Source organism: Collinsella sp. SGI.184 (genome assembly GCF_050313415.1).
Classification (GTDB): domain Bacteria; phylum Actinomycetota; class Coriobacteriia; order Coriobacteriales; family Coriobacteriaceae; genus Collinsella.
In genome coordinates this window covers 52838-73793 of record NZ_JBNPLJ010000008.1, presented here as the reverse complement: position 1 = coordinate 73793, position 20956 = coordinate 52838, and the positions used below count along the sequence as shown (strand labels likewise).

Annotated in this window: 20 protein-coding genes; 1 reads left to right on the top strand and 19 read right to left on the bottom strand. The window is 59.8% G+C overall.

Translation table 11 applies throughout. From position 1 onward, the window contains the following. Window positions 1–114: 114 nt before the first annotated feature. The 3 genes from ACQRAJ_RS04370 to ACQRAJ_RS04360 form a co-directional block, all read right to left on the bottom strand. Window positions 115–1515, bottom strand: a complete 1401-nt coding sequence (locus ACQRAJ_RS04370; RefSeq protein ID WP_427719693.1) for a phosphoglucomutase/phosphomannomutase family protein — start codon at window positions 1513–1515, stop codon at window positions 115–117. A gap of 174 nt (window positions 1516–1689) precedes the next feature. After that, entirely contained in the window at window positions 1690–2583 is an 894-nt protein-coding gene (locus ACQRAJ_RS04365; RefSeq protein WP_427727753.1) for a homocysteine S-methyltransferase family protein, read from the bottom strand. Between the two features lie 12 nt (window positions 2584–2595). Further along, entirely contained in the window at window positions 2596–3018 is a 423-nt protein-coding gene (locus ACQRAJ_RS04360; RefSeq protein WP_154518396.1) for a metal-dependent transcriptional regulator, read from the bottom strand. A 120-nt stretch (window positions 3019–3138) separates the two neighbouring features. Here ACQRAJ_RS04360 and pepT point away from each other — a divergent pair, with 120 nt between their 5' ends. Then, window positions 3139–4386, top strand: coding sequence for a peptidase T (gene pepT, locus ACQRAJ_RS04355; protein ID WP_154518393.1), 1248 nt, complete (start codon window positions 3139–3141; stop codon window positions 4384–4386). Window positions 4387–4641: 255 nt separating this feature from the next. Here the strand turns inward: pepT and ACQRAJ_RS04350 are convergent, their stop codons facing one another. From ACQRAJ_RS04350 to prfA, 16 genes are all read right to left on the bottom strand, one after another. After that, window positions 4642–5895 (bottom strand): LCP family protein, encoded by a 1254-nt coding sequence (locus ACQRAJ_RS04350; RefSeq protein ID WP_427747820.1) that lies wholly within the window; start codon window positions 5893–5895, stop codon window positions 4642–4644. Window positions 5896–5907: 12 nt separating this feature from the next. Continuing rightward, window positions 5908–7191 (bottom strand): UDP-N-acetylglucosamine 1-carboxyvinyltransferase, encoded by a 1284-nt coding sequence (gene murA / locus ACQRAJ_RS04345; protein WP_154518387.1) that lies wholly within the window; start codon window positions 7189–7191, stop codon window positions 5908–5910. Between the two features lie 88 nt (window positions 7192–7279). Continuing rightward, window positions 7280–7672: an ATP synthase F1 subunit epsilon gene (gene atpC, locus ACQRAJ_RS04340; protein ID WP_154518384.1), complete on the bottom strand. Its 393-nt coding sequence runs from the start codon at window positions 7670–7672 to the stop codon at window positions 7280–7282. 3 nt (window positions 7673–7675) lie between these two features. After that, a complete protein-coding gene (atpD, locus tag ACQRAJ_RS04335; RefSeq protein WP_427747819.1) occupies window positions 7676–9130 on the bottom strand; it encodes a F0F1 ATP synthase subunit beta in 1455 nt (484 codons plus the stop codon). Further along, on the bottom strand, window positions 9130–10038 hold the full coding sequence (gene atpG / locus ACQRAJ_RS04330) for an ATP synthase F1 subunit gamma (RefSeq protein ID WP_427747818.1): 909 nt from the start codon (window positions 10036–10038) through the stop codon (window positions 9130–9132). The genes atpD and atpG overlap by 1 nt, the downstream gene beginning before the upstream one ends. Window positions 10039–10043: 5 nt before the next feature. Further along, window positions 10044–11642: a F0F1 ATP synthase subunit alpha gene (atpA, locus tag ACQRAJ_RS04325; protein WP_427719698.1), complete on the bottom strand. Its 1599-nt coding sequence runs from the start codon at window positions 11640–11642 to the stop codon at window positions 10044–10046. Beyond that, complete coding sequence (locus tag ACQRAJ_RS04320; protein ID WP_117770553.1) at window positions 11642–12118, bottom strand: F0F1 ATP synthase subunit delta; 477 nt, start codon at window positions 12116–12118, stop codon at window positions 11642–11644. Before ACQRAJ_RS04320 ends, atpA begins: the two co-directional genes overlap by 1 nt. After that, window positions 12108–12710: a F0F1 ATP synthase subunit B gene (gene atpF / locus ACQRAJ_RS04315; RefSeq protein ID WP_117716380.1), complete on the bottom strand. Its 603-nt coding sequence runs from the start codon at window positions 12708–12710 to the stop codon at window positions 12108–12110. The genes ACQRAJ_RS04320 and atpF overlap by 11 nt, the downstream gene beginning before the upstream one ends. 15 nt (window positions 12711–12725) lie before the next feature. Beyond that, entirely contained in the window at window positions 12726–12920 is a 195-nt protein-coding gene (locus ACQRAJ_RS04310; RefSeq protein WP_022094262.1) for an ATP synthase subunit C, read from the bottom strand. A 124-nt stretch (window positions 12921–13044) separates the two neighbouring features. Further along, the gene (gene atpB, locus ACQRAJ_RS04305; protein WP_195234836.1) at window positions 13045–13848 is read right to left on the bottom strand and encodes a F0F1 ATP synthase subunit A; all 804 of its coding nucleotides are present in this window, start codon (window positions 13846–13848) and stop codon (window positions 13045–13047) included. Window positions 13849–13851: 3 nt separating this feature from the next. Further along, window positions 13852–14163, bottom strand: coding sequence for a hypothetical protein (locus tag ACQRAJ_RS04300; protein WP_055286330.1), 312 nt, complete (start codon window positions 14161–14163; stop codon window positions 13852–13854). 281 nt (window positions 14164–14444) lie between these two features. Then, the gene (gene upp / locus ACQRAJ_RS04295) at window positions 14445–15092 is read right to left on the bottom strand and encodes a uracil phosphoribosyltransferase (RefSeq protein WP_040359658.1); all 648 of its coding nucleotides are present in this window, start codon (window positions 15090–15092) and stop codon (window positions 14445–14447) included. Window positions 15093–15213: 121 nt separating this feature from the next. Then, window positions 15214–16755, bottom strand: coding sequence for a glycerol kinase GlpK (gene glpK, locus ACQRAJ_RS04290; protein ID WP_154518372.1), 1542 nt, complete (start codon window positions 16753–16755; stop codon window positions 15214–15216). Beyond that, entirely contained in the window at window positions 16709–17512 is an 804-nt protein-coding gene (locus tag ACQRAJ_RS04285) for an L-threonylcarbamoyladenylate synthase (RefSeq protein WP_427747817.1), read from the bottom strand. Before ACQRAJ_RS04285 ends, glpK begins: the two co-directional genes overlap by 47 nt. A gap of 209 nt (window positions 17513–17721) precedes the next feature. Continuing rightward, window positions 17722–18972, bottom strand: a complete 1251-nt coding sequence (locus ACQRAJ_RS04280; protein WP_427747816.1) for a N5-glutamine methyltransferase family protein — start codon at window positions 18970–18972, stop codon at window positions 17722–17724. A 632-nt stretch (window positions 18973–19604) separates the two neighbouring features. After that, window positions 19605–20672 carry a peptide chain release factor 1 gene (gene prfA / locus ACQRAJ_RS04275; protein WP_154518366.1) on the bottom strand — a complete coding sequence of 356 codons (1068 nt, stop codon included), beginning with the start codon at window positions 20670–20672 and terminating at the stop codon, window positions 19605–19607. Window positions 20673–20956: the final 284 nt, after the last annotated feature.

Genomic DNA, 20956 nt, shown 5'->3' with positions numbered 1-20956 from the left:
CGGGGGCGGGAATCTGGTTGCACACAACTCCTACACATTTATACCCGCAGCTGACGCTTGCCAGTCGTTACCTACCACTCGCCGAGCATATCTTTATATTGAGCAGCCCCATGGCTAGAGCCGATATGCGCCCCGAGCCAAAGCGCAGCCGGCATCAAGCAACTCGTCGCGCTCCTCCACCGAAAAGCCCTCGGCGTACACTCGCACCACCGGCTCAGTGCCACTCGGGCGAACCAACAGCCAGGTATCATCCTCAAATGCCAAACGCAAGCCGTCCATGTGACTTACGCTCTGCGGCGCCTTGCCGCAAATCGACTTGGGATTCACACCGGGAAGCAGCGTGCGCAGCGACTCGGCATCTTCTGCCTCAAGTCGTAAATCTCGACGGCCATAACTTGTTTTTCCAAAACTCGCCTCGAGCTGATCGACCAGCACGCCCAGCGAAGCCCCCGTCTTTGCCATGAGCTCACACAGGAGTAGGCAAGCGAGGATGCCGTCACGCTCGGGCATATGCGCGGCAATGCCGATGCCACCGGCCTCCTCACCGCCCATAAGCACCCCGTCTTTTTTCATCTCGGCGGCTATATATTTGAAGCCAACCGGTTTTACGGTCACGCGGCAACCGAGCGCCTCGGCAACACGACGCACAAGCGTCGAGCACGATAGATTGACGACGACTCGCCCCTTCAAATTGCGAAACTGAACCAATTCGCCCATTACGAGCGCCATGATCTGATGCGGATGTATATATCTACCGCGCTCGTCGACCGCGCCAATACGGTCAGCATCGCCATCGGTCACCAGGCCGGCACACGCGCCGTCTTCGATAACTGCACGCTCGCAGGCATCCACCCACGGCTCTACGGGATCGGGACAGATATCCCTCCAATCCGATGCTTGCCCCGCATGAATCTCATGGACCTCAACACCCAGCTCGCGCAGCAAATCGGCAAGATAACCTTGAGCCGCTCCCCCCATGGGGTCGACCACCACGCGCAGACGAGCGGCACGAATGGCATCGGCATCGACAAACGATGCTACCGCTCGCATATAGTCGGGAATGATATCCGCCGTGCGATACTGCTCCTCGAGCCCCAGAGGTTCGGCGGCCATCGTTGCCTCGAGCTCTTCGATGACGTCCTGGTTTGCCGTGGAACCATCGCCCATGCGCAGTTTGAGACAGAGATAGCCCTGCGGATGATGTGAACCGGTCACCATGAGCGCCCCGCACGCCTCGCCATCGTATGCGGCAGCCCACGTGATGGCAGGCGTGGGTACAAAACGGGCCGCGAGCACGGCATCAAGGCCATGGGCCGCAAGCACGCCAGCTGCAAGTTCTGCAAACTCGCGCGCCCGGGGACGGGTGTCATACCCGATATATACCGTCTTGCCGGGATATGTCTTTTGCCAGAGCTCGCCGGCTGCATCAGCGATACGGGCAACATTGTCAGCGTTAAAATCCTCGCCGACGCGAGCGCGCCAGCCATCAGTTCCAAAATGAATTATCGCGCACACACGCAGACACCTCGCAGTGTTTGGATCATGGTACGCAGGTGGTATACCCGCAACGAGCGCCCGGCAAGCCGCCGGCGCACGCATTCACCGTTTAGGCAAAAGCCGTCGAGGGCGCATATAGACAAAAAACCGCCCCGGTTGGGGCGGTAATTCGAATGTGCTTTTCTTAGGACTCTATATATCGAGCGCGTCTGCCATAGCAGCCGTCGTGATCGCCGTGGTTCCGCAACAGCCACCAACCATTGCGGCGCCAGCCCGCTTCCACTCGACACATGCGCGCGCGAAAGCTTCGGGGTCCTCGTGCCACACAGACCCATCTTGCGTTTGGACCGGATTTCCCGCATTGGGACGTACAGTAACGGGCGTCGTGGCTATCTTGACCATTCTTGGTACCGCAGCGGTAGCCGCTGTCAGGGTGCAGCAATTGACCCCAACCGAGCTCGCACCGTGCTTCTCGGCATACAAGATGGCACCTTCGATGTTTAGGCCATCACCCAGCAGGTCGCCCTTGTCATCAATAGCAAAGCTCACCAGAACGGGCATGCCATCAGCGGCATCATGGACACCGGCGAGCACGGGCTGCAGATTGCGGATAGACGTGACCGTCTCGACCAGAATCCCGTCGACGCCGGCGTTGAGCAGGGCGGACGCCTGCTCGCGAGCATTTGCGCGAATCTCTCGATACTCGGAAGAATCCTCGACAAACCACTCAATCGCAATAGGCCCCATGGACCCCAGCAATAGCTGGGGATTTGCCTGGCGGGCATCGTCGACCGCCCCGCGATTGACCTCTGCCATAGATGGAGCGATTTCATCGCGATCGAGCGCAAAACCCGATGCCTGGAACGTATTGGTAATAAGCACCTGTGCACCAGCGGCGGCATACAGTCGGTGGATGCGAGAAACCGTCTGTGGTTCGGCGAGGTTCCAAAATGCCGGCGGAATATCGGCAGCACCGTATTCACTCAGCAGCACGCTGCCCATCGGACCCTGTGCCAGCAGCGTCTCGCTGGTAAGTCGGCGCATAAGCTCCTCGCCGCCGAAGCGATTGTAATAACTCGTATCCATATATATGTTTCGCTATTCCTCGATGCTGATTCCCTGCTTTTCGAGATAGGCGAGCCAACGGACCATTGTGTCCTCGGAAAGCGCGTGCTCCATCATGCAGGCCTCGGCATCGGCGCGCTCAAAGTCGACGCCGAGCTCCTGGACCAAAAATGTGCGAATCAGGCGATGGCGATACCAGATAGCCAAACCGACCTCGCGCCCACGGTTGGTCAGGATAACCTTGCCGTAGTGAGACTGCTCGACAAGTTCGGATGCCTTGAGAGCCGAAACCGCCTTGTTGACCGATGCCTTCGAAACGCCAAGGCGCTGTGCGATATCGACCGACCGCACGCCATTAGTCTCCCCATCCTCGCTTTCGATGCGAACCATGCACTCCAAGTAGTCTTCGTTCGCCACCGTTAGATGTAGCTCGCGCGAGCTATTTGTCGTATCCATGAACATCCGTCCCTTCTGCATTCAATGGCTGATTCTACCCCATCCAAGCGTCGCGGTATGCCGCGGCATACCGTGCTAGAGTTCTTGTTGCACACGACAACCAAGATTGGAGCGGTCTCTATGGAAAACACCACCACGAACCCCGACGTACTCGAGCGTTTTTTGCGCTACGTCCAGATCAACACACAGTCCGAGGATGCCAACTGTGACCAGGTTCCGTCGAGCACCGTCCAGTTTGATCTTGCCAATGTGCTTGCCGAGGAATTGCGCGAGCTTGGTGCAACCGATGCCCATGTAACCGAAAACGCCTATGTCTGCGCTCACATTCCCGCGAGCGCCGGCTCCGAGAATAAGCCCGCCCTGGGCCTGATCGCGCACCTCGACACCACCGAGGTCGCACCGGGAGCCGGCGTAGCGCCGCACATTGTGCACTACGAGGGCGGCGACCTGGTTTGCGGCATCGTCGACGGCAAGCCCGTTTCCATGAGCACCGCCAAGCTCCCCGCCCTCAACAACCTTTTGGGCGAGGACCTGGTTTGCACCGACGGCACCACGCTGCTGGGCGCCGACGATAAGGCCGGTGTCGCCGAGATTATGGCGCTCGTCGCACGCATTGCACAGGACCCCAGCCTGCCCCACCCCACGCTTGGCATTTGTTTCTGCCCGGACGAGGAAATCGGCCACGGTGCCGAGCTGTTGGATATCGAGGACTTTGGCTGTAAGTATGCCTACACAGTCGACGGCGGTCCGGTTGGCGAGCTTGAGTGGGAGTGCTTCAACGCCGCCGAGGCTACCGTTAGCTTTGAGGGCCAGTCCATTCACCCCGGCGACGCCAAGGGCCGCATGGTTAACGCGGGCAATCTGTTCTGCGACTTCAATGCCCTGCTTCCCTACGTGCAGCGTCCGGAATACACCGAGGGCTACGAGGGCTTCTATCACCTCGAGGGCGTTTCTGCCACAGTCGACCATGCCACGGCGCGCTATATCGTCCGTGATCACGATGCCGCCAAGTTCCAGCAGAAGCTCGATCTGATGGATGCTGCCGCCGCGCTGCTCAACCAGCGTCTGGGCGAGGAGCGCGTAACGGTCGAGATCAAGCACCAGTACCGTAACATGGCCGAGATTGTCCGCGACTACCCAGAGCTGATCGAAGTCGCCAAGGAATCCTTCCTTGCCTGCGATGTTGAGCCCCAGGTGCTGCCGATTCGCGGCGGCACCGACGGCGCACAGCTGTCGTTCCGCGGCCTGCCCTGTCCCAACCTTTCGACGGGCGGCTACTGCTACCACGGCGTCAACGAGTTTGTTCCGGTCAGCTCGCTCGTCAAGATGACCGACGTCTTGCAGGAGCTCGTCGCCCGCTTCGCATAAGGAACTCGAATAATCTAGGTAAGCAAAATCGCCCCGTCCTCAAAACCGAGAACGGAGCGATTTTTTGGTGCAAGGGGAGTAGTCGGCATCGCTGGTTGAATCAACGTCAGCGAGCGACGTCCAGAGCGAACAAGTTGGCATGAAAAAGGCAGGACATTGACCTTCTGGTCATGCCCTGCCTTTTGAATGACAAATTGTCGCTCTGGGCGGCGCGCAGCGTCGAGCCGTTGCACGGGCTGGCAAGCCCGCGCAACCCTAGTAGTTGGCTTCGTAACCGTTGCCGTCGCCAGTGGGCTCCTCGTAATAATATGAGCTGTAATCCGAATCGTCCGAATAGCTCGAATCGTCCGAATAACTAGAATCGTCCGAGCTTTCCGACGAACCGGCCGTACCGTAGGCGTAATCGTCAGAAGTATGGTTGCTCAAATCACCGATTGTGGAGCTGGTTCCGTCGGATAGGCCCATGGTGTTTGGTCCCTTAGGATCCTTGCCGGCATCGACGCGCGCCATCATCTCCTTAAGCTCGTCCTCGTAGACAAAGACATAGCTCTGGCCGTCGATCATGGTGGTTTCATCTGCGTAGGAAGGCAGATTCGCCGAATAGATGCCATCGACATCCATGCCGCGCATAGCATTGACCGTAGACACGATGTCCTGAACGCTCATATCGGTCACAAGCATATCGGACAGCGAATTAACCAGGTCGAAGACCTTCGTAGCATCAAAGTTGTTGAGAATCTGGTTGGCAAGGGCACCAAGCACCTGGCGTTGGTGACGCATGCGCGTATAGTCGCCGTCGGCATAGGTATAGCGGCAACGGGCATAGGTGAGCGCGGTAGCACCGTCCATGTGCTGCTGGCCTGCCGTAATCTTAATGTCCAGATGCTCGGGGTCATCGACATCGTCGGTGGCGTTGATGTCGATACCGCCCACAGAGTCAATCAATGATTGCATACCGTCAAAGCTAACCTCGGCATAGTGGGAAATCTGCACGCCGCACAGCTCATTGACCGCTTGAACCATGGCCTCGGCACCGCCATAGGTATGGCAGGCGTTGATCTTCATGGTTTCGCCGTTATAGACAACCTTGGTATCACGTGGAATGGATATAAGCGTAGCCTGCTTTTGCGTAGGGTCGATGCGCGCCAAGATAATTGAATCGGCGCGATACGTGTCCTCGCCCGGACGACCATCGGTACCTAAAAGAAGCACGTAGAACGGATCCTTAGCCTCATCGGTATCCACCAAGATATGGCGCAGATTGTCGGTAATGACATTGGAATCGCCGAGCTTGCCCATAATGCTGGCGAACCACAGCCCGGCGGCAGTCGTAGCGCTCAACAGCACGCCAAGCACGGCGATAAGCGCAACGCGACGGATTGTCTGGCCGCGGCGGCGCTGACGAGCGCGCTCGGAGTAGCGTGCAACATTATCGCGACTGTAGATCTTGGCCTGTGCGCCGGTTGAAGGTCTTCGAGTATCCGCTAAGGGCTTCTTATTATTAAACATAGGCAACCTGCATTAGTAGATGACGGGATCGGGAACAGTGGCGTGCTCGACGTTTGCACCAAGTGCCTGCAGTTTTTCGACAAACTGCTCATAGCCACGTTTGATGTGATGGATGGCCGAGACCTCGGTAACGCCGTCGGCGATAAGGCCAGCAACGACGAGCGCGGCGCCGCCGCGCAGATCAGGCGAGGTAACCTGTGCACCCGAGAACCCCTTGACGCCATGAATCATGGCGTGATGGCTTTCGATGCGGATATCCGCGCCCATACGGACCAGCTCCGACGCGAACATGAAGCGGTTCTCGAAGATATTCTCGGTAATCACAGAGCTGCCATCAGCAAGAGCGGAAAGCACCATGATCTGCGCCTGCATGTCCGTCGGGAAGCCCGGGAACGGAAGTGTCTGAATATCGACCGGCCTGATGTGCTCGACACGACTCACGTGAACGCCATTCTCGATTCGCTCACACTCGATACCCATGAGCTCCATCTTCTTGAGCACCATGCCCAAGTGAATGGGGCAAAAGCCCGTAACGTCGACACCGCGGTCATCGGCCATCAGAGCACCGGCAACGATAAAGGTGCCGGCCTCGATGCGGTCGCCCACCACGCGATGGGTAACGGGATGCAGCTCGTCCACACCTTCGATGGTCACGACGGGCGTGCCGGCGCCAACAATCTTGGCGCCCATCTCGTTGAGCATATTGGCAAGGTCGACGATCTCGGGCTCGCGAGCCGCATTATCGATAACCGTAGTGCCTTGTGCGCGCACGGCCGCCATGATGAGGTTCTCGGTAGCGCCGACGCTGGCAAATTCAAGCGTAACCGTGGTACCACGCAGCCCCTGAGGAGCGTTGGCATTGATGTAACCGTGTGCAGTGTCGAATTCTACGCCCAGCGCCTCAAGACCCAAGATGTGCATGTCGATCTTACGGGCACCCAGATTGCAGCCACCCGGCATGGCAATCTTGGCACGATGGAAACGGCCCAGCAGGGGACCCATCACGGCCGTGGAGGCGCGCATCTTGGCGACAAGCTCGTAGGGAGCCTCCCAGGAATCAACCTGAGAAGTGTCGATCTCGAGCGTATGCTCATCGAGAACGTCAATCTTGGCGCCCATACCCTTGAGCACCTTGCCCATAACATGGACATCCGAGATATCGGGCACGTTCTGCAGCGTCGTCTTCCCCGGTGCCAGAAGCGTTGCCGCCATGAGTTTGAGTGCAGAGTTCTTTGCACCCGAAACGGGCACGGAGCCTCCGATGGTGTGGCCACCTTCAACACGGATAATATCCAAGGTCTACCCTTTCAAAAAGCATGCCCGGGATGGCTGGGCCATCCCGGGCATGATGTGTTCGCAAATGGTCGAACGCCAAATCGTTTGACTATTGGGCAAGCATGAGCTTACACCATGCGATTTCATTATAGAGGTAGGCGCGGCGTGCATCATCCTCCGACAAATTACCCAGCTTCTCTTCAAAACCTTGAATATCAGCTTTAAGCTTGTCGGCATCGACGGTCGCCAAATCGCAAGCGCGCTCGGCGAGAACGGTCACGACATCGTCCGCAACCTGGGCATAGCCGCCGGCCACGGCAAACGTGTGGTCGACAGTGCCCATGGCCTTATCGGAGACGCGAACGTAACCGCGGTCGATCGTGCAGATCTCGCTGGAGTGAGCAGGCAGAACGCCAAACTCGCCATCCGTGGACGGAATCGACACAAACGCAGCGTCGCCCTCATAGGCGCAGCTCACGGGGCACACGATGCGGATACGCATAACCTACTTCTCCCCCATCTTGCGGGCGCGCTCGCGCACGTCCTCAATCGTGGAAGCATAGCGGAAAGCCTGCTCGGGCAGGTCATCGGCCTTGCCGTCGACAATCTCGGCGAAGGAGCGGACGGTATCCTCGACGCGAACGTAGACACCGGGGTTGCCGGTGAACTTCTCGGCAACGTGGAAGGACTGCGAGAGGAACTGCTGAATCTTACGAGCGCGGTTGACCGTAAGGCGCTGCTCCTCGGACAGCTCGTCCATACCCAGAATGGCGATGATGTCCTGAAGGTCGGAGTACTCCTGCAGGAGCTCCTGGACCTTAACGGCGACACGGTAGTGCTCCTCGCCGACGATCGAGGGATCGAGGGCGTCGGAGGAAGACGCGAGCGGGTCGATGGCCGGGAACAAGCCGAGTGACGAAATGCTACGCGAAAGAACCGTAGTGGCATCGAGGTGCGTAAACGTCGTGGCGGGAGCCGGGTCGGTCAGGTCGTCTGCGGGGACGTAGACAGCCTGAACGGAGGTGATGGAGCCCGTCTTGGTCGAGGTGATGCGCTCCTGAAGGTCGCCCATCTCGGTAGCCAGCGTGGGCTGGTAGCCAACGGCGGACGGCATACGACCCAGAAGGGCGGAAACCTCGGAACCGGCTTGGGAGAAGCGGAAGATGTTATCGATGAACAGCAGAACGTCCTGACCACGATCGCGGAAGTACTCGGCGGTGGTAAGGCCGGCCAGACCGATGCGCAGACGCGCTCCAGGCGGCTCGTTCATCTGACCATAGACCAAGCAGGTCTTGTCGATAACGCCCGAATCGCTCATCTCGAGATAAAGGTCGGTACCCTCACGGGTACGCTCGCCGACGCCGGTAAACACCGAGGTGCCACCGTGCTCCTGAGCGAGGTTGTTGATGAGCTCCTGAATCAGAACGGTCTTGCCGACGCCGGCGCCACCGAACAGACCAGTTTTGCCGCCACGGATGTAGGGCTCGAGCAGGTCGACGGCCTTAATGCCGGTCTCGAAAATCTCGGTCTTGGTAGTGAGCTCGTCAAAGCGGGGCGCTGCATGGTGGATGGGATAGAACTCCTCCACCTCGGGCATGGGCTTGCCGTCGACGGGCTTGCCCATGACGTTCCAGATGCGACCGAGTGTCTTGGGGCCAACGGGCATCTTCATGGGCTCACCGGTATCGGTGGCGATGAGGCCGCGCTGCAGGCCGTCGGTCGAGGACATGGCGACCGTGCGGACGACGCCGCCCGGAAGCTGGCTCTCGACCTCGAGGATCGTGCTCAGGTGACCGATCGGGGTCTCGGCCTCGACCGTGAGCGCGTTGTAGATCGGGGGCACCGCGCCGTCAAACTTGACGTCGACGACAGGACCGATAATACGCACGATGCGACCATCACCGGCAGTCGTCTTCTTGGTGGCTTCCTCGACCGCAAGCTTTACGGTGTTATTAGCCATTACTGTTCCTCCAATGCTGAGGCTCCGCCGACGATCTCGTTAATCTCGGTCGTGATCGAAGCCTGACGCACGCGACTATACGTGCGGGTAAGGGTCGAGATGATCGCGGTGGCGTTTTCCGTCGCGGAGTGCATCGCCTTGCGGCGTGCACCCTGCTCGGCGGCAGCCGAATCGATCAAGGCCTGGTAGATGACCGTCAGGATATACGACGGTACAAGCTTGCCGAGAACATGCTCGGGAGAGGGCACGAACTCGAATGTGGACGAGATACGCTTAGGGGCGTCGGCCTCGTTCTTACGCGGACCGTGGGCCATAGCGATCATCTCGGGATCGAGCGGCAGCAAGTGCTCGACGCGAAGCTCCTGATCCACGCGGTTCTTGGCGTGGTGGTAGACAAGCTCGACACGGTCAAGCTCACCGGCACGATACGCATCGCAGATATGAGAGGAGATCATGCGGGCCTGATTGAAATCGGGCTCAGAGGAGTTGCCCTCAAAGTGCATGATGACGTTTGCGCGGTCACGGAAATACGTGGCCGGTTTGCGCCCACACGCGATGATCTCGCACTCGATGCCGTCGTTCGCCCAAGAAGCGGCGAGCTTTTCGGCCGTGCGCTCCACCGTCGTATTGAAACCGCCGGCAAGGCCGCGGTCCGAGGCGATAACGACAATCAGGCCATGCTTGACGCTCTCATGCTTCTGCAGCATGGGATCGGTGCCCGAACAGGAGGCGTCGCCGGCGACCGTCAACATGACGTCGGTCAGCGCCTCCTTATAGGGTTCGGCCTGCTTGGAGCGATCGAGGGCACGACGGATCTTGGCCGTAGAGACCATCTCCATCGTGCGCGTGATCTGCTTGGTCGTGGTAACCGAGGAGATTCGCTTCTTAATGTCGCGAAGGTTGGCCATAGGGCTTAGTTCTCCTCTGATCCAGTCGTATCGGCATGGTGTTTGGCCATGAACTGCTGCTTAAAGTCGCCGATGACGCGCAGGAGCTCAGCCTTGGTGTCATCGTCGATCTTCTTGGCGCGAACCTTGTCGAGCAGCGAACCAAAGCCGTTGTCCAGGTACTCGATAAGCTCGGCGCGGAAAGGCAGCACGTCGGCAATCTCGAGATCGTCGAGGAAGCCCTCGTTGCCTGCAAACAGAACTGCAATCTGCTCGCCAACCTCAAACGGTTTGTAGCGCGACTGCTTAAGGAGCTCAGTCATGCGAGCGCCATGGGTAAGCTGCTTTTGCGTGGCCTCGTCGAGGTCGGAGCCGAACTGCGTAAAGCCGGCGAGCTCCTGGTATGAAGCGAGGTCCAGACGGAGGTTGCCGGCGACCTGCTTCATAGCCTTGGTCTGTGCGTCGCCACCGACGCGGGACACGGAGATGCCCACGTCGACTGCCGGGCGCTGACCCTGGAAGAAGAGCTCGGACTGCAGGTAGATCTGACCATCGGTAATGGAAATGACGTTGGTCGGAATGTAGGCCGAGACGTCGCCGTCCTGGGTCTCGATGATCGGCAGAGCCGTCATGGAGCCGTAACCGTTCTTCTTGGACATCTTGACGGCACGCTCGAGCAGACGAGAGTGCAGGTAGAAGATGTCGCCAGGATAGGCCTCGCGTCCGGGCGGACGATGCAGCGTCAGCGACATCTGACGGTAGGCCACAGCCTGCTTGGACAGGTCGTCGTAGATGACAAGCACATGGCCGCCGGGGTTGGTCTCGCTGGCGGGCTTGCCGTCCTCGCCGTTGTACATGAAGAACTCGCCGATAGCGGCACCGGCCATAGGCGCGATGTACTGCATAGGGGCGGAATCGGCAGCGGTGGCCGAAACGATGATGGTGTAGTCGAGCGCGCCGTGCTGAGCGAGGGTCTCGCGGATGTTGGCAACCGTGGAGGCCTTCTGGCCGATAGCGACGTAGATGCAGACCATGCCCTTGCCACGCTGGTTGAGGATAGCGTCGATGGCGATAGCGGTCTTACCGGTCTTACGGTCGCCGATGATAAGCTCGCGCTGGCCGCGGCCGATAGGCACCATGGAGTCGATAGCCAACAGGCCAGTCTGAACCGGCTCGCATACCGGGGTACGGTCGATGACACCGGGGGCCTTGAACTCGATAGGACGACGGTGCGTGGCGACAATGTCACCCAAACCGTCGATGGGCTGGCCGAGCGGATTGACGACGCGGCCGAGCATGGCACGGCTCACGGGGATATCCATAATGCGGCCAGTGGTGCGGCACTCGTCGCCTTCCTTGATGGAGTCGACGGCACCGAACAGAACGGCGCCGACCTCGTCACGGTCAAGGTTCTGGGCAAGGCCGAAGACGGTCTCACCGGTATCGGAGCTCTTGAACTCCAGAAGCTCGCCTGCCATGGCGCTCTTGAGGCCGGAGACGCGCGCGATGCCGTCACCTACCTCGTCGACCGTTGAAACCTCATGCGTATCGACCGTCGCGGAGAGGTTCGTGAGCTGCTCCTGCAGTTTCTTGGCGATATCCTGGGCATTGAGGGTTTCGGACATTAGGCTTCACCTCCGTACGAATTAGCAGAGTTTGCGAGGGTCTCCTGTGCGATGCGCAGCTGCGTCTTGACGGAAATGTCACGACGCTCGCCGCGGGCCTCGAGCACCAGGCCGCCCACGATAGACGGATCGACCTGCTCGATAAGGAATACCTTGCGGCCGAAGTCCTGCTCGCATTTCTTAGTGATGGTTTGACGCAGCTCGTCGTCGAGCGGGATCGCCGTGGTGACGGTCACGCCCACTACATCCTCGTCTTCCTCGGCAACATACTTAAAGGCAGCTGCCACCTTGGGAAGAAGGTCGAGCTGGTCGCGCTTGGACATGGTGTCGAGCACGGCGATGATCTCGGGGCTGGCGGAAGCCAGGCGCTCGATCATCTCGAGGTCCTCGAACACATGGTTCTCGGCCTTGGCGGCTTCCATGAGGGAGCGCGCGTAGGTCTCGAGCACCTTGTCCTGATAGCGGCTAGTCGGCATTCAGGCTACCTGCTTCCTGGATGTAGCGCTCGATGAGCTTCTTCTGCTCGGTCTCGTCCTCGAGTGCCTCGCCCACGATCTTGGTGGCGACGGCAACGGACAGGTCGGCGATGGAGCTCGCGGCACCGGCGTAGATGGACTTGCGCTCGTCCTCGACGGTCGTATGGGCCTTGGCGATGATCTCCTCGGCCTCCTTGTGAGCAGCCTCGATGATACGGGCGCGCTCGGACTCGGCGTCCTTACGGGCCTCGAGAACAATGTCGGCAGCCTGACGACGGGCGTCGGTGACGATCGAATCGGACTCAGCGCGCTTGGCGATGGCCTCCTGCTTGGTCTTCTCGGCCTCATCGAGGCTCTCCTCGATCTTCTTGCCGCGCTCCTCCATGGTTTTCATGATGCCCGGCAGGGCGACCTTTGCCAGCACGATCCAGATGATCAGGAAGGCGATAAGCGCCGGGATGAACTCCGCCATCTTAGGGATGAGGATGTCCGCACCGGCAGCGCCGTCCTCGGCGAACGCGGAAACCGGCATAAGCAGCGCGGCCGCGGACGCGGAGAGTGCGATCGCGCTCTTCTGGGATGAAAGATTCATACTTGACGCTCCGTGCTATTTAACGATCAGCGCGACAACGAAGCCGATCAGAGCCAGAGCCTCGCCGAAGGCGGAGCCCATGATGAAGACGGTGAACACGCGGCCCTGGACCTCAGGCTGACGGGCCATAGCACCCGTAGCACCCAGAGCAGACAGGCCGATAGCAAGACCAGCGCCGATAACACCGAGACCGTAACCGATAACTCCCACGATTCCTCCTTTGTCGTGCGTGTCTTATTTCACGCAGGATAACCTTTTTATAACTGCCGGGCTCCATGGGTACGGGCACCGGCGGTTTAACGAATTGCCTTACCTTTAAGGCGCGAACGGAAGACTACTCCTCCTCCGCGACCTCCTCTGCCTCGGAGACATACACGGCGGTAAGGACCGTGAAGACGTAAGCCTGGATGGCGCCGACCACAAGCTCGATCGCATAGATCAGGATGAGGATGGCAAGCCAGGCCAGCGAAGGCAGGGCGCCGACGGCGTGGGCCGCGGAAACCTGCTGAAGCAGCGGCTGCATGAACATGCTCGCCATGATGGCGAACGAGCCCATGACCACGTGTCCTGCGAACATGTTGCAGAACAGACGGACGGCGAGCGTGATGAGGCGCAGGAAGGTCGAGAAAAGCTCGACGACCCACACAAGGACGTTCATCGGGAAGCTCACGCCCTGCGGGGCGAGGCTCTTGATGTAGCCGATCACGCCGTGAGCCTTGCATCCGTAGTAGATGAAGTACACGAAGGCGAAGATGGCGAGCGCGGCGGTGGAGCCGATTGCGCCGGTGCCGGGCTTCATTCCCGGAATCAGGCCGATCATGTTATTGATCAGGATGAACAGGAAAAGCGAGCACAGGAACGGGAAGTGCTTCTTCCAGTTCTCACCCACGACGCCCTTGCCGATATCGTTCTCGACGTACTCGATGATGTACTCGAAACCGTTGACGAAGAAGCCCTTGGGAACCAGGGTCTGTTTCTTCTTGAACACGGCCAGGACGATCAGGAGCACGATCGTGGAGACGATCAGCCAAAACGAGTACTGCGTGATGCCGCAGCCCAGATCGCCCACGACAGGGGTGGAGCTGAACTCGCTGACCAGATGATTAATCTCATCAGGCAGCTTTTCAAAAATTTCCACGACTTACCTTTCGACCTCATGAGGATCTCGCAGCGCCTTGGCGACACGAACCGTGCAGGCGGCCATAAAGGCCACGAAGCCGATCGCCTCGCCCAGGAGGAACATGCGAAATGCCTCTCCGAACAACACAAACACAACCAAGGTAAAGACGAGCAGGGCGATTGCCGAGACCGCCAGACTCACCATACCCTTGAGCATGTCCGCATTCTGTTTATCGTCAAGAACCGGCTTGAGCGTAAAGACAAAGGGAAGAAAGGCGACCGCGCCCGCGATGGCGCCTGCAACGATAGCGAGCAGATCGGCTATCTGAAACACTGGCGTCCTCACTTTCTTTTTTAACGCTTCACAGAACAGTTCCCGCCAAACATTGGTGACTATTGTACGAGCCAATCGCTAAAGTACAACCGAAAAAGCATCGGTTAATACGCACCTGTTCGTTTTCTTAAGACCTTCTTTATGCCGCAGGTACGGTAATACGTTTTTCTCGAACCCTGCAGGGCAAAACGTCCGTTAACAGGAGTGCGCGCGGTCGACTTTTGTTCGTCCGCGCGAACCGTTTCTTCGTATTTGCAGCCGCGGCCGTCTTAGCCCAGCGACTAGAGCGTGCCGTAGATGCGGTCGCCGGCGTCGCCGAGGCCGGGAACGATGTAGGCAGCCTCGTTAAGATGGTCGTCGATGGCACAGGTGTAGATATGCACATCTGGGTCCTTCTCGGTCAGCGACTTGAGGCCCTCGGGGGCCGCGACGATGCACAGCATGCGGATGTCCTTGACACCGCGCTCGCGCAGGTAGCTGATGGCCATCTCGGCCGAACCGCCCGTGGCGAGCATGGGGTCGACAACCAGGCAGATGCGCTGGTCGATATCCTTGGGCATCTTGCAGTAATACTCATGCGGTTCGTGGGTAACCTCGTCGCGCTCCATACCGATGTGTCCCACGCGAGCGGAGGGCACCAGGTCGAGGATGCCGTCGACCATGCCAAGGCCCGCACGCAGGATGGGCACGATGGCGAGTTTCTTGCCGGCGAGCTGTTTGAACGTGGCGGTAGTGATGGGAGTCTCGACCTCGACGTCTTCCATAGGCAGGTCGCGCATGGCCTCGTAGCCGTCAAAAAGCGCGAGTTCGCGCACGAGCTGGCGGAACTGATTGGTGCCGGTGTTTTTGTCGCGCAGGATCGACAGCTTGTGCTGAACGAGCGGATGATCGACAAGCGTCACACGGGACGCATCGTAGGTGACGGTCATGGGTCTTGCCCCTTTCGTTGCGGCCACAAAATGGCCTTGCTGACAAGGCGCGCAGCAATGTTGCCGCCGCGCGCCATACACAAGTTTAGCGGTTTGCTGTATCGAGTGGCCCGTCGCAGCCCTACTGTGCGGTACTGAGCGAGCGCTTGACCGCATCGCGCCAGCCCGCAAGGTTTTGCTCGCGGCGCTCGGCGGACATGTGGGGAAGGAAGGTCCTAACAATCTGGGCATTTTGCTCCAGCTCTTCCAGGTCTTCCCAATAGCCGACGGCAAGGCCCGCCAAGTACGCGGCACCGATTGCCGTGGTCTCCACCGTCTCGCATTGCAGCACGGGGATATCCAGCAGGTCGGCCTGGAATTGCATGATGAACTCGTTGCGCGACGCGCCGCCATCGACAGACAGGCGTTCGATCGAAAGCCCCACGTCCTGCTCCATGGCGCGCAGCACGTCGTAGCTCTGATATGCCATGGATTCGCAGGCGGCACGTACGATGGTCGCACGGCTCGAGGCGCCGGTCAGACCGCACACGATACCGCGGGCACGCGGGTCCCACCAGGGAGCGCCCAAACCCGCAAAGGCGGGAACGAAGTAGCAGCCCTCGTTGTCGTTAATCGAAGCGGCGAGTTGTGCCGACTCGCTCACGCTCGAGATGATGCCCATGTTGTTGCGCAGCCAGTTCATGGTGGAGCCGGCGGCAAAGATGGAACCCTCGAGTGCATAGCTGATCTTCCCGTCCGCGGCGATACCGATGGTGGAGACCAGACCGTTCTTGGATTCGACGACCTCGTCGCCGGTGTTCATGAGCATAAAGCAACCAGTACCATAGGTGTTTTTGGTCTGGCCGGGATGGAAACAGCAGTGGCCGAACAGCGACGCCTGCTGGTCGCCCGCCACGCCCATGATGGGTGGCATGTTGGTCATGATGTCGCTCGCGACGCGGCCGTAGTCGCCCGAACTCCAACGAACCTCGGGCATCATGGAACGTGGAACGTCAAAGAGCGCCAGCAGGTCGTCGTCCCAATCGAGCGTATGGATATTAAAGAGTGCCGTGCGGCTGGCATTGGTGTAGTCGGTGGCAAACACCTGGCTGCCGGTGAGGTTGTAGATGAGCCAGGTGTCGATGGTGCCAAACATGAGGTCGCCCGCCGCCGCGCTCTCGCGTGCGCCGTCGACGTTGTCGAGAATCCACTGCACCTTGGAGGCCGAGAAATACGGGTCGAGCGTAAGCCCCGTGCGGGAGCGCACCAGCTCTTCTGCGCCCTGCTCAACCAAATTATCGATCAGAGACGCGGTGCGACGGCACTGCCATACGATGGCGTTATAGATGGGCTGGCCGCTCACGCGGTCCCAGACCACCGTGGTCTCACGCTGATTGGAGATACCGATGGCGGCGATGCGATCGGAATGAATCCCGCTCTTAAACTGAACCTCCATCATGACCGCAATCTGGCTGGCAAGGACCGCCATGGGGTCTTGCTCCACCCAACCGGGACGCGGGAAGCTGGTTTTGACGCTGCGGCGCGCTTGGGCGACGATGCAGCCGTACTCGTCGACGATGGTCGCAAGTACCGAGGTGGTGCCGCAGTCGAGCGCCATGATGTAGGAACCGCCAAAGTCAAACGAGGCATCTTCCATGCCCAGACTGCCCAGATTCAACGACATCGCTTACACCTTTCTGTTGCATCGGGTCGGACAGGACCCGCTCAATCTCTGACGCGGGAAGTGCGCCTTGGCGCAGGATCTGGAGCCCGCCGTGCTGGAACGACACGATGGTCGAAGCGTCGCGGCACGGCGTCTCGCCCGCGTCGACGGCCACGTCGACCCCTTCTAGAATGCGGTCTTCAACGTCGGCAAAGCTTGCCGGCGCGGGCGCGCCGTGTGTATTGGCGCTCGTACAGGCAAGTGGGCTGCCACAGGTGCAGATGAGCGCCTGTACCACGGGCGATGCCGACGCGCGAAGAGCCACCGTGTCGTCGGCGGCACGCATAAAGGTCGGCACGCAGGGAGCCGCCTTGACCACAATAGTCAGGGCGCCCGGCCAGCATCGTCGGGCAAGTATGCGTGCCTCTTCTGGGATATCCACGCCGTAGCGGTCGAGGGCCTCGGCATCATCGACCAGCCAGGCGACCGTTTGGGTGAGCTCACGCTGCTTGAGGGTAAAGATGCGACGGTAGCCGGTACCGAGCGCGGGCACCGCGGCGCCGTTGACGGCAGCCTGCGGATCGCGCGGCCACGGCAGAGATTCGCTTGTATCTTGGGGCACGGCGTCCGAGAAGGCGTTGACTGCCACAGCGACGCCATAGACGGTCTCGGTCGGGATCAGGGCCAGGCCGCCACGGCCGAGCACCTCGGCCGTACGCTCGACGGCGAGCCGATGCGGCTCGCGCGCTCCCTCGAATACCCGATAGACCGTCTGCATGTGTATGCCAGCCCCTTACGCTCTGGTGAAAGTTTGTTTACTGAGGGGCATTCTCGCACGAAACGTTTAACCTATTTGTCCACAGCGCATGTTGGTTTGGTGAGCGGCTATAGCAGTCGGTGAAAGTGAGGGGTAATTGAGCCGTGACAAGCCTCTTTACATTTCCGGCGCAGCGCTCCCACCGCCGCGCCGCCAATACGCTTCGTACTTTACTGACGTTGTTTGGGCTCGGTGACGATAGCTCGAACGATGCGGGGACGATCGGTGAGGTCACGGACGATGCGTACGTCCGAAAGACCCGCCTGGCGGCAGAGCTCGGCCGCGGCGTCGAGGGCGCCCTCATAGAGCTCGCAGGCAAACAGGCCGCCGGCGCGCAGCATATAGGGCGCCGCATTGAGCAGGCGGCGGAAGATATCAAGGCCATCGGCTCCGCCCTCGAGCGCCAAATCGGGCTCAAAGTCCTTGACCTCGTGCGGCAGCGAGCGCATGACGTCAGTCGGGATATAAGGCGGGTTGGAAACGAGCACGTCGAAGGTGCCCCACTCCTCGCGGGGGATAGAGCTCACCAGGTTCGTGAGGCTGAAGGCGACCTCATCGGACGTAAGCCCGAGTGCATCGCGGTTTTTGGTGGCCAGGTCGATGGCGCGCGGCTCGATATCGGTAGCGGTGCAGGCGACATGGCCGCGACGCTCCCAAGCAAGGGAGAGCGAAATGCAGCCCGTGCCGCAGCCGACCTCGAGAACGCGGGCAATGCGGGGGTCGGCAGGCACAGACGCGGCGGCATCCTGCACTAGGGCCGTCTCTTGTTCGACGCCTTCGATGGCAATGCCGTATTCGTCGAGCTCGGGCTCAGCGACTTCCACGGTCTCGGCCTCAGCTGCCTGCGCGGCGGCTTCCTCGGCCTCACGATCGGCCAGCTCCTCGGCATAAGCTCGGCTGCCCAGCACGTCTCCGCCCAACGCCGCCTCATCGGCAGCCGTGAGGTTGGCGGCACGACGCTCGGCGGTCGCGCGTTCGTCAGCCAATGCGACTTCGGCTTTACGCGCCTGCTCGACCTCGTCGTTCCATGGCAACTCTACGCGCTGGCGGGTGGCAGCCTCGGGGCTCAGAACCTCGGCATCCAGATAATTGAGGACTTCCTCGACGAGCATCTCGGTCTCGGGACGTGGAATGAGCACGCCGGGGGCGCACGCGACGTCGATCATGCGGAACTGCGTGCTGCCGGTGATGTACTGCAGCGGCTCGCCCTTGGCGCGACGGACAACCGCCGCGTGCATGGTCTCGAGCTGCGCTGCATCGAGCGTGTCGTCCATACGCATATATAAGTCGATGCGCGCTAGGCCCGTGGCTGCGCACAACAGCCACTCGGCAGAAAGCCGGGGGTGCTCTTCGCCGCGCTCGGCTAGGTACTCCTTGGTCCACTCGAGACAACGCCTGATGGTCCAGATCTCGTTTGCCATGGGTCCTCCCCCCTTAAGCGCCGGGCGGCGCGCGAATGTCGGAGCAGATTGTACGCGAGGGCGGCACGCGGCGAGAGACGATTGGAAGCGATTATCGAGAATCAGCCCAGAATTTTGCACCGGGCTCGGTCAAAGTGTTCATTCGCCGACGTCTAGATTTGCATTCGTCAAGCTTTTGGCAAGGTTGCCCCAAAACTAACCAATATCTAACCAAGAACTTGCCAAATCACTTGACGAGCGACGCACCAAAAAGGGCCCCGCGACTTCTTGGACGATATTTCGAGCAATATTTTCAATTGCTGATGAAGGCTGTTAATTACTTTGAGTAGGTAGGCAGCTTAATTTCCAACAAAGTAGATTAAATAAACTCGAAAAGTAATTTACCCAACCTAGTCATTTAAGAACGTCCCCAATGACTGCCTCTAAGGCGCCGCAGGCTGAGCATAAGTCCCCAATGACTACCCGCCGCAGGTAGAGGACGGACAGCGCGCGCCGTCCAGGGCGAATAAGTTGGCATGGAAAAAGCAAGGCATAGACCTTCTGGTCATGCCTTGCCTTTTGAATGACAAATTGTCGCCCTGGGCGGCGCGCAGCGTCGGCCGGTCCGCCGTTCGGTAGAACGGCGGAACCTACTACACGGCCTGTGCCAGCTTCTCGGCACGCTCGGCGGCGGCAAGCGCCTCGATGACGGCACCGAGTTGGTCGCCCAGAAGGACGCCGTTGTAGGTGGAGTTGAAACCGATACGGTGGTCGGTCACGCGGTCCTGGGGCTGGTTGTAAGTACGGATCTTCTCGGAACGGTTTCCGTGGCCAATCTGGCTCTGGCGCTCGGCGCCGAGCTCGGCCTGCTGCTTCTCGAGTTCCATCTCGTACAGACGGGCACGCAGCATCTGCATGCAGACCTCGCGGTTTTGAATCTGGGAACGCTGCTCCTGCGACTGCACCACGGTATTGGTGGGCAGGTGGGTAATGCGCACGGCGGAGTAGGTGGTGTTAACGCACTGACCGCCAGGACCGGAGGCACAGTAGGTATCGATGCGCAGGTCGGACTGGTTGATCTGAACGTCGATCTCCTCGGCCTCGGGAAGCACGGCGACAGTTGCCGTGGAGGTCTGGATGCGGCCCTGGGACTCGGTCTTGGGAACGCGCTGGACACGGTGCACGCCGGACTCGAACTTCATGACGGAGTAGACACGGTCGCCCTCGACCTTGAACTCGATGGACTTAAAACCGCCGGCCTCGCTGGGGCTGGAGTCGAGCACGGTGGTCTTCCAGCCGCGCGACTCGCAGAAGCGTTGGTACATCTTGTACAGGTCACCGGCGAAAATGGCCGCCTCGTCGCCACCTGCGGCGGAGCGGATCTCGACGATGGTGTTCTTGTCGTCATTGGGGTCACTCGGGATGAGCATGTACTTGATGTCTTCCTCGAGCTGGGGAAGCTTGTCCTCGTTCTCGGAGATGTCCATCTGGAGCATCTCCTTCTCGTCGGCATCGGTAGTGTCACGGAGCATTTCTTTGGCAGCCTCGATGTCGTCGAGCGCGCCGATGTACTCGCGCGCAGCGGCAATGAGGTCGGACTGGTGCGCGTACTCCTTGTTGAGACGCGTGAACTCCTTGATGTCGGAGGCGACGGCCGGGTCGGAAAGCTTCTTCTCGAGCTCCTCGTAGGCCTTGATGATCTTTTCGAGCTTGTCGCGCATGGCGGAACTCCTTTATATGCGTGAAGGTGAAAATCGGCGGAATTGATGGGGCGCATGACGCCGTTGCGGGGTAAGCCCAGCTAGAACATGTCGATTTTCAGATACATGCGCATCCCTTCGCGTATAGGGTACATAGTTGCGGTCTAACCCATATATGATAGCGTGCGCAGGCAAACCTGCATATAACCCGCACGGAATGAGTGGACGTAGTCGTTGGGGACGTTCCTTAACGACGAGTCGTTTAAGAACGTCCCCAACGACTACAACGGCTAACAAAGGGACTG

Excerpts from the sequence above, each read along its gene's own strand:
- ACQRAJ_RS04365 (WP_427727753.1), bottom strand. The coding sequence starts at position 2,583 with ATGGATACGAGTTATTACAATCGCTTCGGCGGCGAGGAGCTTATGCGC.
- ACQRAJ_RS04360 (WP_154518396.1), bottom strand. The coding sequence starts at position 3,018 with ATGGATACGACAAATAGCTCGCGCGAGCTACATCTAACGGTGGCGAAC.
- pepT (WP_154518393.1), top strand. The coding sequence starts at position 3,139 with ATGGAAAACACCACCACGAACCCCGACGTACTCGAGCGTTTTTTGCGC.
- ACQRAJ_RS04350 (WP_427747820.1), bottom strand. The coding sequence starts at position 5,895 with ATGTTTAATAATAAGAAGCCCTTAGCGGATACTCGAAGACCTTCAACC.
- atpC (WP_154518384.1), bottom strand. The coding sequence starts at position 7,672 with ATGCGTATCCGCATCGTGTGCCCCGTGAGCTGCGCCTATGAGGGCGAC.
- atpD (WP_427747819.1), bottom strand. The coding sequence starts at position 9,130 with ATGGCTAATAACACCGTAAAGCTTGCGGTCGAGGAAGCCACCAAGAAG.
- atpG (WP_427747818.1), bottom strand. The coding sequence starts at position 10,038 with ATGGCCAACCTTCGCGACATTAAGAAGCGAATCTCCTCGGTTACCACG.
- atpA (WP_427719698.1), bottom strand. The coding sequence starts at position 11,642 with ATGTCCGAAACCCTCAATGCCCAGGATATCGCCAAGAAACTGCAGGAG.
- ACQRAJ_RS04320 (WP_117770553.1), bottom strand. The coding sequence starts at position 12,118 with ATGCCGACTAGCCGCTATCAGGACAAGGTGCTCGAGACCTACGCGCGC.
- atpF (WP_117716380.1), bottom strand. The coding sequence starts at position 12,710 with ATGAATCTTTCATCCCAGAAGAGCGCGATCGCACTCTCCGCGTCCGCG.
- upp (WP_040359658.1), bottom strand. The coding sequence starts at position 15,092 with ATGACCGTCACCTACGATGCGTCCCGTGTGACGCTTGTCGATCATCCG.
- glpK (WP_154518372.1), bottom strand. The coding sequence starts at position 16,755 with ATGTCGTTGAATCTGGGCAGTCTGGGCATGGAAGATGCCTCGTTTGAC.
- ACQRAJ_RS04285 (WP_427747817.1), bottom strand. The coding sequence starts at position 17,512 with ATGCAGACGGTCTATCGGGTATTCGAGGGAGCGCGCGAGCCGCATCGG.
- ACQRAJ_RS04280 (WP_427747816.1), bottom strand. The coding sequence starts at position 18,972 with ATGGCAAACGAGATCTGGACCATCAGGCGTTGTCTCGAGTGGACCAAG.
- prfA (WP_154518366.1), bottom strand. The coding sequence starts at position 20,672 with ATGCGCGACAAGCTCGAAAAGATCATCAAGGCCTACGAGGAGCTCGAG.